General features: G+C 42.3%; 18 protein-coding genes. 8 read left to right on the top strand and 10 right to left on the bottom strand.

What is annotated here, in order from left to right:
* The first annotated feature begins 3 nt into the window (after positions 1-3).
* Positions 4-816 (top strand): hypothetical protein, encoded by an 813-nt coding sequence (locus NFR61_RS07830; RefSeq protein ID WP_251622599.1) that lies wholly within the window; start codon positions 4-6, stop codon positions 814-816.
* A 246-nt stretch (positions 817-1,062) separates the two neighbouring features.
* Here NFR61_RS07830 and NFR61_RS07825 read toward each other — a convergent pair whose 3' ends face one another.
* From NFR61_RS07825 to gcvT, 4 genes are read right to left on the bottom strand one after another with little or no spacing between them, the layout of a single operon-like run.
* A complete protein-coding gene (locus NFR61_RS07825) occupies positions 1,063-2,313 on the bottom strand; it encodes a DUF1015 domain-containing protein (protein WP_251622597.1) in 1,251 nt (416 codons plus the stop codon).
* 8 nt (positions 2,314-2,321) lie between these two features.
* Positions 2,322-3,242, bottom strand: coding sequence for a 3-phosphoglycerate dehydrogenase (locus NFR61_RS07820; RefSeq protein WP_251622595.1), 921 nt, complete (start codon positions 3,240-3,242; stop codon positions 2,322-2,324).
* Between the two features lie 21 nt (positions 3,243-3,263).
* Positions 3,264-4,337: a 3-phosphoserine/phosphohydroxythreonine transaminase gene (serC, locus tag NFR61_RS07815; RefSeq protein ID WP_251622593.1), complete on the bottom strand. Its 1,074-nt coding sequence runs from the start codon at positions 4,335-4,337 to the stop codon at positions 3,264-3,266.
* 39 nt (positions 4,338-4,376) lie between these two features.
* A complete protein-coding gene (gene gcvT, locus NFR61_RS07810) occupies positions 4,377-5,474 on the bottom strand; it encodes a glycine cleavage system aminomethyltransferase GcvT (RefSeq protein ID WP_251622585.1) in 1,098 nt (365 codons plus the stop codon).
* A gap of 178 nt (positions 5,475-5,652) precedes the next feature.
* Here gcvT and NFR61_RS07805 point away from each other — a divergent pair, with 178 nt between their 5' ends.
* On the top strand, positions 5,653-5,997 hold the full coding sequence (locus tag NFR61_RS07805; protein WP_251622577.1) for an STAS domain-containing protein: 345 nt from the start codon (positions 5,653-5,655) through the stop codon (positions 5,995-5,997).
* Positions 5,998-6,031: 34 nt separating this feature from the next.
* On the opposite strand, the gene NFR61_RS07800 is transcribed toward NFR61_RS07805, so the two are convergent.
* A complete protein-coding gene (locus NFR61_RS07800; protein WP_251622575.1) occupies positions 6,032-7,033 on the bottom strand; it encodes an ornithine carbamoyltransferase in 1,002 nt (333 codons plus the stop codon).
* A gap of 79 nt (positions 7,034-7,112) precedes the next feature.
* Here NFR61_RS07800 and NFR61_RS07795 point away from each other — a divergent pair, with 79 nt between their 5' ends.
* From NFR61_RS07795 to NFR61_RS07770, 6 genes are all read left to right on the top strand, one after another.
* The gene (locus NFR61_RS07795; RefSeq protein WP_251622572.1) at positions 7,113-7,421 is read left to right on the top strand and encodes an FtsB family cell division protein; all 309 of its coding nucleotides are present in this window, start codon (positions 7,113-7,115) and stop codon (positions 7,419-7,421) included.
* 2 nt (positions 7,422-7,423) lie between these two features.
* Positions 7,424-7,855, top strand: a complete 432-nt coding sequence (gene ruvX / locus NFR61_RS07790) for a Holliday junction resolvase RuvX (RefSeq protein WP_251622570.1) — start codon at positions 7,424-7,426, stop codon at positions 7,853-7,855.
* 9 nt (positions 7,856-7,864) lie between these two features.
* Positions 7,865-8,419 (top strand): peptide deformylase, encoded by a 555-nt coding sequence (gene def, locus NFR61_RS07785; RefSeq protein WP_251622563.1) that lies wholly within the window; start codon positions 7,865-7,867, stop codon positions 8,417-8,419.
* Between the two features lie 80 nt (positions 8,420-8,499).
* A complete protein-coding gene (locus NFR61_RS07780) occupies positions 8,500-10,422 on the top strand; it encodes a ComEC/Rec2 family competence protein (protein WP_251622554.1) in 1,923 nt (640 codons plus the stop codon).
* Between the two features lie 66 nt (positions 10,423-10,488).
* Positions 10,489-11,832, top strand: a complete 1,344-nt coding sequence (gene trkA / locus NFR61_RS07775; RefSeq protein ID WP_251622552.1) for a Trk system potassium transporter TrkA — start codon at positions 10,489-10,491, stop codon at positions 11,830-11,832.
* Positions 11,833-11,841: 9 nt separating this feature from the next.
* Positions 11,842-13,290 carry a TrkH family potassium uptake protein gene (locus NFR61_RS07770; RefSeq protein ID WP_251622550.1) on the top strand — a complete coding sequence of 483 codons (1,449 nt, stop codon included), beginning with the start codon at positions 11,842-11,844 and terminating at the stop codon, positions 13,288-13,290.
* Here NFR61_RS07770 and NFR61_RS07765 read toward each other — a convergent pair whose 3' ends face one another.
* The 5 genes from NFR61_RS07765 to NFR61_RS07745 form a co-directional block, all read right to left on the bottom strand.
* Positions 13,291-13,902 carry an L-threonylcarbamoyladenylate synthase gene (locus NFR61_RS07765; protein WP_251622548.1) on the bottom strand — a complete coding sequence of 204 codons (612 nt, stop codon included), beginning with the start codon at positions 13,900-13,902 and terminating at the stop codon, positions 13,291-13,293.
* A 5-nt stretch (positions 13,903-13,907) separates the two neighbouring features.
* Positions 13,908-14,564, bottom strand: coding sequence for a fructose-6-phosphate aldolase (gene fsa, locus NFR61_RS07760; RefSeq protein WP_251622539.1), 657 nt, complete (start codon positions 14,562-14,564; stop codon positions 13,908-13,910).
* Between the two features lie 532 nt (positions 14,565-15,096).
* Positions 15,097-15,657, bottom strand: coding sequence for a hypothetical protein (locus NFR61_RS07755; RefSeq protein WP_251622537.1), 561 nt, complete (start codon positions 15,655-15,657; stop codon positions 15,097-15,099).
* Positions 15,658-15,743: 86 nt separating this feature from the next.
* A complete protein-coding gene (locus NFR61_RS07750; protein ID WP_251622535.1) occupies positions 15,744-16,643 on the bottom strand; it encodes a leucine-rich repeat domain-containing protein in 900 nt (299 codons plus the stop codon).
* A gap of 9 nt (positions 16,644-16,652) precedes the next feature.
* Positions 16,653-16,834 (bottom strand): hypothetical protein (locus NFR61_RS07745; RefSeq protein WP_251622527.1); only part of this gene is annotated, 182 nt, incomplete at its 5' end.

Raw genomic sequence — 16,834 nt, 5'->3', positions numbered from 1 at the left:
AAAATGAGAAACCTATTTATTTTATCTATATTTCTTTTGCTATTCTCCTGTAATACAAAGAAAGAAGATACAGCGAAACAACAAGCTCCGACTTTGAATATATCTGTCTTTATTGACCTTTCGGATCGATTGACACGCGCAACTTTTCCTCCATCACAAATGAGCCGAGATACAGCTATTATCGCTTATTTGACGGATTATTTCAAACAACAAACCTTAGGACCTCAGATTTTAAATAGTCAGAATAGTATAAAGGTATTTTTTTATCCTACACCCCATATTCAGGAGATAAGCACTCTGGCTCAAGGTTTAAGCGTTGAAATTGCGACATTAAAAGGTGTTAAAAAACGCACAGCTTTAGATAGCATGAAAACAAATTTTTTAACAAACCTTTCTCAAATATATAATGTAGCACTTGAACAACAAAATTTTATCGGATGTGATATTTGGGATTTTTTTAGCAATAAAAAAGTAGACCAGTTATGTATCCGCCCTAATGCTCGTAATATAATTATTATACTGACAGACGGATATTTGTATTATGCCAATAATAAGCAACAACAAGGCAATGCTTATAGTTATGTACTCCCGCAAACATTGGCAAAAGCTAATTCTTCATTAATCACCAAACGTCAAGGTTTGGAAAATCTCGAGGTGTTGATGCTTGAAGTAAATCCTTATACCCCGACTCAACGCGATCCACTTATTCATGTTCTTGAAGAGTGGTTTCACGAAATGGGAGTGAAAAGATTTTTAGCGGTGGAAACAGATCTTCCCACTACTATACAACCGATTATCAAAAATTTTTTAGAATAAGATAATTAAAAGAGTAGCTCACTTTTTATATATTGGTTTTAATTTATCGCACAATCAAACTGTATTATATGGTTTGGTTTTGCGATAAATTTATATTATATGATATAATCTTTAGGAGATACCAAAATAAAAAGCGATAAGGAGTTTTGTGTATATCTTAAGTATGATATAAATTCAGTATGGAGAAACGGAACAGAGTATTATTTATGTGAAAAACACCCCCGCTGTCAGGCGGGGGTGTTTGTTTTAGATTTTATGGATGACTAGTCCTGAACGTAGTTTGGGTTCAAACCAAGTGGTTTTGGGCGGCATGATGTTGCCGGTGTCGGCTATGTTCAAGAGTTGTTCCATGGATACGGGATAGAGCGCGAAGGCTACTTTCATTTCGCCGCTGTCTACCCGCTTTTTGAGTTCTCCCAATCCACGGATGCCTCCTACGAAGTCGATGCGTTTGGAGGTCCGCAGGTCTTGTATGTCCAGTATGTCGGCCAGTACGTGTTTGGAGAGGATGGTTACGTCGAGTACGCCTATGGGGTCGCTGTCGTTGTAGCTTCCCGGTTTGGCGGTCAGTTTGTACCAGTTGCCTGCGAGGTACATGCTGAATTCATGCAGACGGGCAGGATGGTGGATTTCCGTCCCTATTTTTTCTACGGTGAATTGTGTTTCCAGTTTTTCGAGCAACTGCGCTTCGGTCAATCCGTTCAGGTCTTTGACTACCCGGTTGTAGTCGATGATTTTCAATTGGTTGTCCGGGAAGTGTACTGCCATGAAGAAGTTGTATTCTTCGCTGCCGTTGTGTTTCGGATTTTTTGCTTTGTATTCGGCTCCGATGCGTGCGGCAGCAGCTGTGCGGTGGTGTCCGTCGGCTACGTAGGTGTATGGCACTTTTGTTGCAAAGAGTTCTTCCAACCGTTTGTTGGTTTCGGGTTCGTTGATTGCCCAGAAGTGGTGTCCGAATCCGTCTTCGGCGACGAAGTCGTAGTCTGCTTTTTGGTTTTTAACGATGTTTTCTACGATTGCGTCTATTTCGGGTACGGCACGGTAGGAGAAGAATACGGGTTCCAGGTTTGCGTTTACGTAACGGGTGAGTACCATCCGGTCTTCTTCTTTGTCGGGACGGGTCAGTTCGTGTTTTTTGATGATTCCGTTCATGTAGTCTTCGCAAGCGGCACAGCCTACGATTCCGTATTGTGTCCTGCCGTCCATGGTCTGTGCGTAGATGTAGAATTTGGGTTGTTCATCCTGCACGAGCCAGCCTTTTTCCTGAAATATTTTGAAGTTTTCAACGCTTTTGTTGTATACGGTTTCGGAGTGTATGTCGGTTCCTGCCGGACAGTCTATTTCCGCACGCGTAACGTGGAGCAAGGATTTCGGTTTTCCGGCTGCCATTTGGGCGGCTTCTTCGGAGTTCATGACGTCGTAGGGCAGGCAGGCGAGTTCTTCACAAACAGCCTGGTTGGGTGTACGCAGCCCTCTGAATGGTTTTACTATTGCCATGGTATGTGTTATTTGTTTACTTTAAATTTGGCGTCGCCGTGTTCAAGATAAGCTACAATCTGACGTGCTGCAGCGAGTCCGGCGTTGATGTTGGCTTCTTCTGTCTGGGCTCCCATTTTTTTGGGTGTGAAGAAGTAGCGTCCTTCAAAGGGTGCATATTCGGCGGCATTGTCGGGTGCGATGTCGGAGATGTATTTCAAATCGGGACGGTCTGCCATTAATTTTACCAGTCCTTCTTCATCGATTACTTCTTTGCGTGCCGTGTTAATTAGTACGCCGCCTTTCGGCATCCGGTTTACCAGTTCGTAGTTGATGGATTTTTTGGTTTTTTCGGTGGCCGGGATGTGTAAGGATACGTAATCGCACATGCCGTACATTTCTTCTACGGAGGTGAGCGGTGTTGCTCCTGCGGCTTTGATTTGCTCTGCCGTCATGAATGGGTCGAATGCGTATACTTCCATGCCGAATCCTTTGGCGATGCGTCCTACGTTTTGTCCTACGTTGCCGTAGGCGTGTATTCCGATTTTTTTGCCTTTCAGTTCATGCCCTGATTTTCCGTTGTAGAAGTTGCGCGCCATGTATACCGCCATGCCGAATACGAGTTCGGCTACGGCGTTTGAGTTTTGTCCGGGGGTGTTCATGGCTACTATGCCTTTATCTGTGCAAGCCTGCAGGTCTATGTTGTCGTAACCTGCTCCCGCCCTTACGATTACTTTTAGTTTTTTTGCGGCGTCGATTACTTCTTTGGTTGCTTTGTCCGAGCGGATGATCATGGCGTCTACGTCGGCTACGGCTGCAATCAGTTCTTCCGGAGAGGTGTATTTTTCCAGCAGTACCAGTTCATATCCACTGGCTTCCACTATTTCACGTATTCCTTTTACTGCTATAGGTGCAAAAGGTTTGTCCGTTGCTATTAAAACTTTTGTCATTGTAATAATATCTTTTGTTTTTTATTTATGAGCTGCTTCAAATTCTTTCATGGCTGAAACCAGGGCGTTTACGTCTTCCATTGTACAAGCGTTGTAGGTTGAAGCCCGGAATCCGCCTACGGAGCGGTGTCCTTTTACTCCGACGATGTTTTTTGTTTTGCAGAAGTCGAGGAATTCTTTTTCCAATGATTCGTATCCTTCTCTTAATAAGAATGGTATGTTCATTCTGGAGCGAGAGCCTTCTTTTACTACCGGACGGAACATTTTGCTGTTTTCGAGTTCTTTGTAGATGGCGTCAGCGCGTTCGATGGCGCGTTTTTCCATTTCTTTTACGCCGCCCATTTCTTTTACCCATTTTAAGGTTTCTTTTACTCCGAATATGTTGATGCAGGGAGGTGTGTTGTACATGGAGCCTTTGTCTACGTGTGTCTGGTATTTCAACATGGTAGGTATGGGTCTGTCGGCTACTACCTGTTTTAGGAATTCATCTTTGATGATGACGAATGTGACTCCGGCAGGTCCGAGGTTTTTCTGGCATCCGCCGTATATCATGGCGTATTTGGATACATCTACCGGACGGCTGCAAATGTCGGATGACATGTCGGCTATCAAGGGTACGGGTGAGTCGAGGTCTTTGAAGATTTCCGTTCCCCGGATGGTGTTGTTGGAGGTGATGTGCATGTAGTCTATGTCGGAAGGGATTGTAAATTCCGGATAGTATGTGAATCCGTCTGCTTCGGAGGATGCTACGAGCTGTACTTCACCCCATAGTTTTGCTTCTTTGATGGCTGCGGTAGACCATGTTCCGGTGTTTACGTAGCCGGCTTTCTTTTTCAGGAAGTTGTAAGGTATCATGCAGAATTGCATGCTGGCGCCTCCTCCTAAGAATAGTACGTGGTAGTTGTCGGGGATGTTCAATACTTCCTTGAACAGGGCAACTGCTTCATCGTAGACTGCCTGGAAGTCTGCTGAGCGGTGTGATACTTCCATGATGGATTGTCCGGTGTTGCCGAATTCCAATACGGCTGCCGCGGTGTTTTTTAATGTTGCATCGGGTAGTTTGCAGGGTCCTGCGTTAAAGATATGCTTTCTCATTTTTTTAAAGTGTTAGTTGTGAATATTTATTGTTTTTTATTAAAAGAATGGCGTTTTTACGATTTTGGCTTTGAGGGCTTTGTTTCTGACCCGGATGTATATGACGGAGTCGAGTTTGTGGTATCCGCTTTTTACGTATCCTGTTCCTATGGATTTTCCTGTGAGCGGGGATACTGTTCCGGAGCATACGATGCCTATCTGGTTGCCCTGTTCGTCTTCGATGGGATATCCCTGCCGTGCGATTCCTTTGTCTTCGATGACGAATCCTTTGAGGTAGCGGGCGGGTTTGTCTTCTTTGAGTTTTTCGTGGTAAGCTCTGTTTACGAAGTCGTTGCCGGGTACGAATTTGGTTATCCATCCGAGTCCAGCTTCGATGGGCGAATGGTCGTCGTCGATTTCATGCCCGTAGAGGCAGAATCCTGCTTCGAGGCGCAGTGTGTCGCGTGCCCCCAGTCCGATGGGCTGTATTCCGAATTCTTTGCCGGCTTCAAATACGGCGTTCCAGAGTTTGTCGGCGTCTTTGTTGTATGCGTATATTTCACATCCGCCTGAACCGGTGTATCCGGTTGTGGAGAATATTACTTTGTCTATTCCGGCAAAGGGTATTTCTTTGAAGGTGTAGTATTCCATGTCGGTGACGTTGGCGTCGGTGAGTTTTTGCATGGCTTTTAAGGCTAAGGGGCCTTGTATTGCGAGCTGGCAGGTGTTGTCGGAGGCGTTTTCCAGTTCTACTCCGGGTTTCATGCCCAGCTGTTCGCCATGTTTTACGACCCAGTTCCAGTCTTTTTCTATGTTGGCTGCGTTTACGACCAGGAGGTATTTTTCGGCGCTAAAGCGATAGACGAGCAGGTCGTCGACGATTCCTCCGGTTTCGTTGGTGAAACAGCTGTATTGTACTTTCCCGTCGACCAGGAGGGCTACGTCGTTGGATGTGAGTTTTTGGACGAGTTCGAAGGCTTTGGGGCCTTTTATCCAGAATTCTCCCATGTGGGAGACGTCGAATACTCCGACTTTTTCGCGGACTACCATGTGTTCATCTTTGATTCCCGTATATTCTATCGGCATGTTGTAGCCGGCAAAGGGGGCCATCCGTGCGCCCAATGTTTCGTGGAAGTGAGTAAACGGTGTTGTTTTCATTTTGGTTATTGTATTAGTTGTTGCTTTTTTGTTTTGCAAACGTTATAGTTTGCAGGCTCAACAAAGGTATAATTTTTATTTATTCTTAAAAAATTAATTTCATAACAAAAATGATTTTGAGTTTTATGTGTTTTTTCTTATCTTTATCATAAATTAAATCATTAAAAAAGGACAATGTATGATTATCAAAATTTCACAAAAGGATGGGGTTAAGATTGCCCAGTTTGCCCATCTTTCAAGATTCACTTTAGCCGTTATTGAGGAGGTTAAGTCGGAATTAAAAGCGGAATTGGTTTCACCCGGCGTCAAGATGGTTTTTAATTTGGAGGGGATTGAGTTTATTGACAGCAGCGGTATCGGTTGTATTATTGCTTTGGTGAAGGTTGCCAAGAGTAATGGTTCTATGCTTAAGCTCTGCGGTTTGTCAAAGGAGGTGCGGGCTGTTTTTGATTTGTTGCATTTGCAGATGATTCTGGAGATTTACGATGACGAGAAGTCGTGTATTGAGAGTTATAAAGAGTAGCGGGAAGTATTTCCCGCTATTTTTGTTTTATGTTTCAGGCTCCCAGTGTTGCTACCATTATTGCTTTTATGGTGTGCATTCTGTTTTCCGCTTCATCAAATACGATGGAGTTGGGTGATTCGAATATTTCTTCCGTTACTTCGAGTGCGTCTAAGCCGAATTGTTTGTATACGTCTCTCCCGACTGTTGTTTCCAGGTTATGGAATGCAGGGAGGCAGTGCATGAATTTGCAGTTTTTGTTTCCTGTCATTTCCATTACTTTTTTATTTATCTGGTAGGGTAAGAGAAGTTGGATTCTTTCTTTCCATACTTCCTGGGGTTCTCCCATGGATACCCATACGTCGGTGTAGAGGAAGTCGCATCCTTTTACGCCTTCTTGGATGTTGTCGGTGACTGTTATTTTCGCTCCTGTTTCGGCAGCTATTTGTTTACAGGTTTTTACCAGTTCCGGGTCGGGCTGGAGGCTTTTGGGCGCAATGATTCTTACGTCCATGCCCATTTTGGCTCCTCCTACCATGAGTGAGTTGCCCATGTTGTATCTGGCGTCTCCCATGTAGGCGTAGGTTATTTGGTTTAAGGGTTTATCGATGTGTTCGGTCATGGTGAGGAAGTCGGCGAGTATCTGGGTGGGATGGAATTCGTTTGTGAGTCCGTTCCATACGGGTACGCCTGCGTATTGTGCGAGTTCTTCTACGATTTCCTGTGCGAATCCTCTGTATTCTATTCCGTCAAACATTCTTCCGAGTACGCGCGCGGTGTCTTTCATGGATTCTTTTTTGCCTATCTGTGAGCCGGAAGGTCCGAGGTAGGTGACGTGGGCTCCCTGGTCGTGTGCGGCTACTTCAAAGGAGCAGCGGGTGCGTGTGGAGTCTTTTTCAAAGATTAACGCGATGTTTTTTCCCGTGAGACGAGGTTGTTCGGTGCCTGTGTATTTTGCTTTTTTCAAGTCGGCGGAGAGGTCCAGCAGGTATTTGATTTCCTGTGGGGTGAAGTCTAGCAGCTTCAAGAAGTTTCTGTTTTTTAAGTTAAAGGCCATGTTTGTTGTTTTTAGAATTTGCTTACAAATTTAATGATTTTAAGTTTGATTTCCTGTTTTTTTCCCCTAAATTTGTAGCATGTTGAAGTATGATTTATCCAAATTTCGTAAGGTTATAAGAAGGTTTACCAATAAGTATACGCTGGTTGGTTTGCTTTTTTTGGTATGGATTTCTTTTTTCGATAAGAATAGTTTTGTCGAGAAGGCGCAGTTGCGCAATAAGATTAATACTTTGACGAAGGAGAAGGTTTATTATGAGCGGCGGATTGAGGAGGATAACCGTAAGATGCAGGAGTTAATCAGTAACCGGGATAATTTGGAGAAGTTTGCGCGGGAGCAGTATCTGATGAAGAATGAGGAGGAGGATATTTTTATTATTATTGAGTAGTTGTGGGCAGGATTTTAGCTATTGATTACGGTAGGAAGCGAGTGGGTGTCGCTGTTACGGATCCTGAACGTATTATTGCCAATGGTTTGAGGACTGTGGGTCCTCATGAGATTCTTGAGTTTTTACAGCAGTATGTTGCTATGGAGAAGGTGGATTTGTTTGTTGTGGGTCATCCGAAGCAGATGAATAATGAGGATTCGGAGTGTATGGGTTATATCCGGCCTTTTCTGACGGCTCTAAGGAGGAGGTTTCCGGATATTCCGGTGGAGTTGTATGATGAGCGTTTTACTTCGGTGCTGGCGCACCGGGCTTTGCTTGAGGGGGGGGCCAAAAGGAAGGTGCGGCAGGATAAGTCTCTTATTGATACGATGAGTGCGACGATTATTTTGAGTTCTTATCTTTCGAGCCACCAATATTCAGTTAATCATTTATAGTGTGAAGATATGTTATTACCGATTGTGATTTACGGTCATCCGGTTCTCCGAAAGGTTTCGGAGGATATTCCGGCAGATTTTCCCGATTTGGAGAAGTTTTTGAAGGATATGTTCCAAACGATGGATGAGGCCGATGGTGTGGGGCTTGCGGCTCCGCAGGTGGGCAAGAGTATCCGTGTTTTTGTGGTGGACGGGAGTGCTTTTGCGGAGATGGATCCGGATTGCGCCGGTTTCAGGAGGGCTTTTATTAATGCCCATATTGTTGAACGGGACGGTGAGGAGGTTAGCCGGAATGAGGGTTGCCTGAGTGTTCCCGGTATTCATGAGGATGTGAAGAGGAAGAATCGCATCCGCATGGTGTATGAGGATGAGAAGGGCGAGCGGAAGGAGGAGGTGTTTGAGGGGATTAAGGCCTGGATTATTCAGCATGAGTATGATCATCTGGAGGGGATTGTTTTTACGGATCATCTTTCGTCTTTGAAGAAGCGTTTGTTGCGCAATAAGTTGAATAATATCAGTATGGGTAAGTTCAGGGCGACGTATAAGGTGGTTCTTCCCAAGTGATGTTTTTCTTTTTTTGCATCGAGATTCCATAATATTGTCTTAAATTGTGTTGATTAGTTTTATTATGGTGTCTGTTTGTTGTGCTGTATCATAAGGTTCCTTTGTTGTTCCCGTTGTGTTTGTGGGCGGGAGGTGTTTTATGTGCCGAGTTGGATTTTTCTGTTGTCTGGCTTTGGGGGTGTTACGGGTGCGGAGGGTTATTTTTTGTTTTTTCCGCGACCCGCCGTTTTTCGTTTTTGTTTCTTTTTCCCTGTCTGTTTTTATGCGGTGCGTATGTGAGTAAGCCGACTCCGCTTTGTTTGCCGAGTTGCCCTGTTGAGTTGTCCTGCCGCTATGAGAAGGGTTTGTCGTCCCATTCTCATCTTGCTTCTGTGGATGGCTGTTATTTTTGTTTTGAGTCTTCCCAGGTGTTTGTTCCGGGTGATTCTCTCCGATTTACTGCCCGTTTGTCGAGGTTGCCGCGACGGTTTCGTTCGGGTGTTTTCGATTTTTACCGTTTTTTGGAGCGGCGGGATGTGCATGTCCGTGCGCAGGTGGTGGATTCTGTTTTGCTGGTGGGGCGCTCCGGGCGTCCTTGTTATTATTTTTCCGATGTGAGAAGGCGGCTGGTTCAGAAGGCGGAAGGTGTGTTCCGTGATTCTCTTGCTTTTTCTATGATATGTGCTTTGTGTCTGGGGGATAAAATGGGGCTTTCTTCGGAGACGCGTTCTCTGTTTGCCGAGACGGGGACGATGCATTTGTTGGCTGTTTCGGGTTTGCATACGGGTGCGGTGTGGCTGTTGCTGACTTGTTTTTTCAGGTTTGCGGTTTTTTCCGGCAGGAGGATGCAGGTGTTTTTGCTTCCTGTTTTGTGGGCTTATGCCTGTGTTACAGGGTTGTCTCCTTCGGTTGTCCGTGCAGCGCATATTCTGACTTTTTTGACGCTAAGCAGGGTGTTTAACCGGGATTATTCGGCTCTTAATTCGATTGCCGCTTCTGCTTTGGTTGCTCTTGTTTTTAATCCTTATGCTCTTTTTTCGGTGAGTATGCAGCTTTCTTATGCGGCTTATACCGGTGTTGTCTGTGTTTATCCGGTGTTGAAGAGGGTGTTTTCCGTTTTGGGCAAGCTGGCGTTGCCGGTCGGTGTCAGTGTGTCGGCCCAAGTGGCGACGTTGCCTTTGTGTGTTTATTATTTTCACGCTGTCAGTTTAAATAGTTTTCTTGTGAATTTGGTTGCTGTTCCTCTTTGTACGCTTTTGCTGTACGGGGGTGCTTTGTGTTTGCTGCTTCCTGATTTTGTGGGGGGATGCTGTTCTGTGCTTATTGAAGGTTTGTGCGGTTTTTTGGTGTATGTGTTGGGTGTTTTTAATTGTATTAATTTACAGGTCAGGTGTCTGTATCCGAGTGTGGCTCATGTTTTGCTTTGGTATGGCTGGATGGTTTTGTTTTTTGTTTATGTTTTGAGGCGCAGTAAGGTGTTTTTATCGCTGGCTGTTGTTTGTCTGTTTGTTTTGTGTGTTTATTCTTGTCTGTATGATTGTTGTTTGAGACGTAGATGTGAGGTGGTTGTTTTTCATCGTTACGCACATAGTGAGATTTTTTTACAGGATAAGGGATATGGGGTTGTTTTGAGGAGTAGCCTCTCTCCTACTCCTTCGCCTTTGTTGTGTTCTTATGCACGCTTGAACAGGGTTCAATTGCTGGATGGTGGTATGGGTTTTATCCATCCGGATATGAGTTTTTGCGAGGGGTGTCTGGCTTGTGAGGCGGGTAGGTTTTATGTTATTGATTCGCTTTCCAGTGTTCGTCCCGAGGGCGGGGTGTGGATTGTTACCCGTAATGTTTATCCCGATTCTTTTTTACGGTTGTCCGATTGTGTTCCGGAGCTGGTGGTGGTGGACGGGTCTAACCGGTATTATTGCCGGCAGGCATGGAGGAGGGTTTGCGAGCAGTTGGGCGTTGCTGTCCGTTTTACGGAGGAGGAGGGTGATGTTCATCTTCCGGTTTCTTTGAAAAAAAAGTAGTTGAACGGATTAAGTAAGGTGCATTTCGCTTAAATTTGCGGTTGAAATGAGCTAAAGTCAATAGGTATGAATATTGTTATTGCCGGTGCCGGTGCGGTTGGCACGCATCTTGCCAAGATGCTTAGCAGACAGGAGCATAATATTTTATTGATTGATTCTGATCAGGAGAAGGTGGAGAATTTGGAGAGTCAATTGGATATTATGTCTGTTGTGGGGTCGTGTACTTCTATCGGGGCGCTGAAGGATGCGGAGGTGGGGAAGTGTGATTTGTATATTGCGGTGAATCCTCTTGAGGACCAGAATATAAATTCGGCTATTCTCGCTAAGAAGTTGGGTGCGAAACGTACTATTGCGCGGGTGAATAATAGTGAGTATCTGGAGAATGAGAATGCGGAGTATTTAAAGTCTATCGGTATTGATACGCTTATTTATCCGGAGAGGCTGGCTGCGGAGGAGATTGTTACTGCTTTGAAGCAAATCGGTTCGAGGCAGTTGCATGAGTTTTCGGACGGACGTTTGCAGTTAATCGGGATTAAGTTGTGGGATAATGCCCTTATTTTGAATCATACTCTTGCCAAGATGGGTGAGATTTACGGTGCCGATCAGTTTCGCCTTGTGGCTATTAAGCGGGAGAATAAGACGATTATTCCCCATGGTAATGAGGTTTTGAAGTATGGCGATTTGATTTTTGTTGTTACGAAGCCTTCTTTTGTTTCAAATGTTTTTACGTTGTGCGGGAAGGAGCAGCTTGAGATTAAGAATATTGTTATTGTGGGTGCTTCCCGTATCGGTATTAAGACGGCTTCTTTGCTTGAGAAGCATTATAATGTGAAGATTATTGAGAAGGACCGCGAGAAGTGTATCCAATTGGCCGATAAGCTGAAATCGACTCTTATTATAAATGGGGACGGACGGGATTTGTCTCTTTTACGGGAGGAGGGGATTAAGAATATTGATGCGTTTATCAGTGTGACGAAGTCGTCGGAGACTAATATTCTGTCTTGTTTGTTAGCTAAGAAGATGGGGGTGAAAAAGAGTGTGGCGGAGGTGGAGAATATTGATTATATTGATTTGGCAGAGAATATCGGTATCGGTACTTTGATTAATACGAAGCTTATTGCCGCTTCCCATATTTACGGTTATACGATGAATGTGGATGTCAAGCATATGAAGTTTCTGACGTTTTCGGAGGCGGAGGTTTTTGAGCTGGAGGCTGAAGAGGGTTCCAAGATTACCAAGTATGAGTTGAAGGATATGCATTTCCCGGATGATGCAACTATCGGGGGGGTTATCCGCGGAGAGGAGACGCTTATCGCTAAGGGGGATGTACAGATTGCTGCGGGGGACCATGTGGTTATTTTCGCTTTGCCTAGTGCTGTCAAGAAGGTTATCAAGTATTTCCAAAAATAATGTGTTGTTATGATTAATATTCGATTCATTGTCCGTCTTATCGGGCGGCTGATGTTAATTGAAAGTGCGTGTTTTTTAGTTTGCGTTGTTATTTCTCTGATTTATCATGAATATGATAGCCGGGCGTTTTTGCTTTCTGCTGTTATTACGGCATGTACGGGGGCGCTTATGGCGTATTCGATTAAGGCTCCGGATAAGGTTTTGTCTAAGAAGGACGGTTATTTTACGGTTACTTTTATTTGGCTGATTTTTTCGTTATTCGGTTGTCTTCCGTTTTTTTTAGGGGGTAGTATTCCTTCTTTTGTGGATGCTTTTTTTGAGACTATTTCCGGTTTTACGACGACCGGTGCTTCTATTTTAAGTGATGTTGAAGCGCTTCCACACGCTTCTCTTTTTTGGCGTTCGATGACGCAGTGGCTGGGTGGTTTGGGGATTGCGGTTTTGTTCCTTGCTATTTTGCCAAGTCTCGGTATTGAGGGACGAGATTTGTATGTGGCGGAGATGACGGGACCAACTCATAATAAGATGGCTACGACGTTTAAGTCTTCTGCCCGGAGGTTGTGGCTGTTTTATCTGGCATGTACGCTTATTGAGATGGTGTTGTTGGTTGTGGGAGGTATGTCTTTTTTTGATGCTGTTTGCCATGCTTTTGCGACGATGGGTACAGGGGGGTTTTCGACGAAACAAGATGGTATTGCTTTTTGGGATTCTTCCTATATTCAGTATGTTACGATTATATTTATGCTTGTTTCGGCTACGAATTTTAATTTATATTATATTGCTTTGAAGGGTGAGTTCGGCAAGTTTTTTCAAGATGAGGAGTTCAGATGGTATATGATTATTGTTTTTGTTACGACGTTGTTTACTGCGACAGGGCTTTATGTTTCGGGCTGGAGTAATGTCGGGACTTGTTTCCGCGATGCTTTGTTTCAGGTGACAACGACTATAACGAGTACGGGTTTTACTTCTACCAATTATTTGCTGTGGCCGACGTTGCTGGGGCTGATTATTTTTATTCTTATGTTTGTGGGGGCTTGTGCCGGCTCGACGTCTGGAGGTATGAAGATTATCCGGGTTCTTTTGTTGTTTAAAAATTCTGTGGCCGAGATGAAGCGGAATATTCACCCTAATGCGGTGATTAATGTGAAGTATAATAATAAGAGTGTGCACCCTACTATTATGAATAGTGTCATGGGTTTTTCTATTCTTTATATTCTTGTGTTCGGTATAGGAAGTATTGTTATGGCTTTTTTTACCGAGGATATTGCGACTGCTTGCAGTTCTGTTTTAAGCAGTATGAGTAATATCGGTCCGGGGTTCGGGAGTATTGGGCCTATGAGTAATTTTTCTCATTTGAATGATTTTGCCAAGATTTTTCTGGCTTTTCTGATGTTAATCGGACGTCTGGAGATTTTTACGGTTTTGGTGCTTTTTACGAAGGCTTTCTGGAAGAAGTAGTTAGTTATCCAGTTCTCCTATTCCCTGACGTATTATTTCGATTTCGTTTCCTGTACAATCTACGATTGTCGATGCGACGTTTTTACCGTATCCCCCATCTATGACCAAATCTACCTGGTTTTTATATTTTTCATAAATTAGTTCGGGGTCGGTCATGTATTCGATTATGTCGTCGTCGTCGCGAACTGAGGTTGTTAATAATGGATGCCCCAGTTCTTTTACGATGTCTAAAATGATACGATTGTCGGGTATCCGGATTCCGATGGTTTTGCGTTTGTTCATTAATGTGTTGGGCAGGTTGTGCGTTACGTTTAAGATGAATGTGAATGGTCCGGGCAATGAACGTTTCATCAGTTTGAAGGTGGTGTTGTTTACTTTTGCGTATTCTGCAATGTGCCCCAAATCCCGACAGATGATGGAGAAGTTTGCTTTATCAGGTTTGACACCTTTTAGCGCAGCTACTTGCTGTACGGCTTTTACACTGCATATATCACAACCTATTGCATAAATGGTATCGGTGGGATAAATGATTACCCCACCTTTTTGCAAGATTTCTACTATTTTAAGAATGTCTTTTGTATTCGGATTGTCTTCAAATAGTTTAAGAAGCATCGGATTTAAAGATTGACTTTTTTATAATCTGCCAAGAATTTCTCTAATCCACTGTCTGTCAGAGGATGGTTTAAGAGGCCTTTTATGGCACTTAATGGACATGTTGCAACGTCTGCTCCTGCTTCGATGCATTGCATTATGTGTTGTGTGCTCCGAATGGATGCCGCCAGTACCTGTGTTTCAAAGTCGTAGTAGTTGAACATGTCTACGATTTTCTCAACTAGTTCTATTCCGTCGCTGGCGATGTCGTCCAAACGTCCAACAAAGGGAGATACGTAGGTTGCCCCAGCTTTAGCTGCTAATAAGGCTTGTCCCGGAGAGAATATTAATGTACAGTTTGTACGGATTCCTTTTTCCGAGAAATATTTTACGGCTTTTATCCCGTCTGCGATGCAAGGTATTTTAACTACGATGTTGGGATGTAGGGCCGCCAAGGCTGTTCCCTCTTTTATCATGCCTTCATAGTTTGTGGCTATTACTTCCGCACTGACGTCTCCTTTTACTATGTTGCAGATTTCTACGTAATGTTTGTTACAGTTTTCCACTCCTTTTATGCCTTCTTTTGCCATTAAGGAGGGGTTTGTGGTTACACCATCCAATACTCCCAGTTCGTTTGCCTCCCGTATCTGGTCAAGGTTTGCAGTGTCAATAAAGAATTTCATAGATTTTGTTTTTTATTAAATGATGATTTAGTTATTCTTTGCTAACAAATATAGAATAAATATGAGAGGTAAACAAAGATTGTTTAAAAGAAGTAACTAAAAAAGCCTGCTAGGCAGGCTTTACGGCTGAGCTGTTATCGGGATTTGAACCCGAGACCTCTTCCTTACCAAGGCAAGTTTTATTAATGCCATAATAATCTAAATACATATATACAAGCATGTTATAAAACGACGCCTTAAATATGGGACTAAATTGGAAACAAATTATTGCCTTGTGCCAAATTGGCAGCCTGATTAAACAAACAATATTTCACTCGCTTTTGCTCTCTGCAATATTATAAATAAATTCTCTGAAATGCAAAGTTAAACATTCTTTTTACTTATAATTTTAAGGTGGCATATATGCCATTAATTTATAATACATGTTTCATAGGCAATCACATTTTAAAGTTAAACTTCTCACTTAAAATCCATATATAAAAAAATCAGCAAGCGGTGATACTTGCTGACTTTTATGTTTGATATATTCTTTTTATTGCTGAATTATATATATCTTTTGAAATTCACGAAGTTGTTCAAGTTCCTTTTTTACTCTTTCCTGCAAATACTCCTCTTCTGTCTTTTCATCTCCTTCTGTATATTCTGCTCCTTCTGCTGCAATTGAAATTTGGTCATTAGTAACTAATTCGTAGAATAAAATAATTTGATTCGTAACAGGCTCTATTAATTGATAAAACATGAACTTATTACCCTTATCAATGGATGATTCAAAATTAGTTTTATAAAACAATTTAATATTAGCATCAATTTCTCTCAACTTTGAACACAGTATATTTATTTTTGAATACCCAATTGAGGATTCGTTATTAATAGTTTTTCTCAATCTTTCTAAACCAAATATCCCTTTTATACAGATATTTCCCTTATCCGTTTCCGTAAATAAAGTATTAATTGAGTTTTGAATCTGTGAATATATAGTGGTTAGAGCTGTAAACTGGCTTTGCTTTTTTTGAATAGATGAATTTTTTACTATTAGTATAGTATTCAAAATACCTAAAGCAATATTGAATATTGTAGCAATACAATTTCCCATACCTTTCAAACTTTAAAACTCACCACTCCCAACACGAAAGTATCAGGAGTGATGAAAGGTTAATAATTAATTGTTATTTATTCTGTTTAATACAATCTATCCACTATATCCCACCCCTTCTTTTCTGCAATGCTTCTGTCACAAGTATTAGTGCCAGGATTGCTATATATTTGAATGGTTGAATGCTTTATTCTATACCCATAATCACAGTACTCACGAAATTCTTCTTCTGTCAAATCTCGCCCTTTAGGTAAATCGTAAAAAATCTTGTTTAATGCAGATGAAGAGAAGTTATTGTCGCCACAATCCAACAGAATCAATTCTTTATTCTTACTTATATCTAAAGAAGTTAAGTTATTGTCCTCACAATCCAAATAAGTCAATGCAGTATTCTTACTCACATCTAAAGAGGTTAGGTTATTGTTGCCACAATCCAAATAAGTCAATGCAGTATTCTTACTTACATCTAAAGAGGTTAAGTTATTGTGGCCACACTCCAAATAAGTCAATTTCGTACATCCACTTACATTCAAGGAAGTTAAGTTATTGTACTCACAATTCAAATAAATCAATTCTTTATTCTTACTTACATCTAAAGAAGTTAATTTATTGTAGTAACAATATAAATCCTTAATGTTCCCTTTAATCATAATGGTATGGGGATTTGAATTACTATACTCATGTTCTATGTCTATCAAATAACGAATTTCATTATGCTCTTCATAATTTTCCTCGTCAAGAACAGTTTTAAACTCTTCAACACTTCCGTCTCCCCAATCTACGGTAATAATTTCGCCTTCTTTGAAAGAGTACACATCTAAATCAACATCATAATCATCGTCATAATTATTTTCCACTACCATCGTAATCACGCCCTCTCCACCTTCTTCTTCCTCATTTAATGGGTCTTTGTCATCATCATCTGAACATGCCGCAAACATCGTAGCACATAAGGCTACCATGAATAAATAAAATAGTTTTTTCATATAAAATAATTATTTCTCCGCCTTGAAAATCTCCTGAAAGGCAAGTTTTAAATAAAAAAGAAGTGTGGAGACTATCAGTTTATTTAACAAGAGGTACGACCAAGCACCCGCACAAAAATAAACAGCTACTCCACACTCAACCGAATATATACTAAGATAGGCATATATGGCAAGCATGAACGTTTGTAACC

The sequence above is a fragment of the Odoribacter lunatus genome, assembly GCF_943193135.1.
GTDB lineage: Bacteria > Bacteroidota > Bacteroidia > Bacteroidales > Marinifilaceae > Culturomica > Culturomica lunata.
The sequence above is the reverse complement of the archived record's forward strand: the minus strand, read 5'-3'. Positions and strand labels throughout refer to the sequence as shown.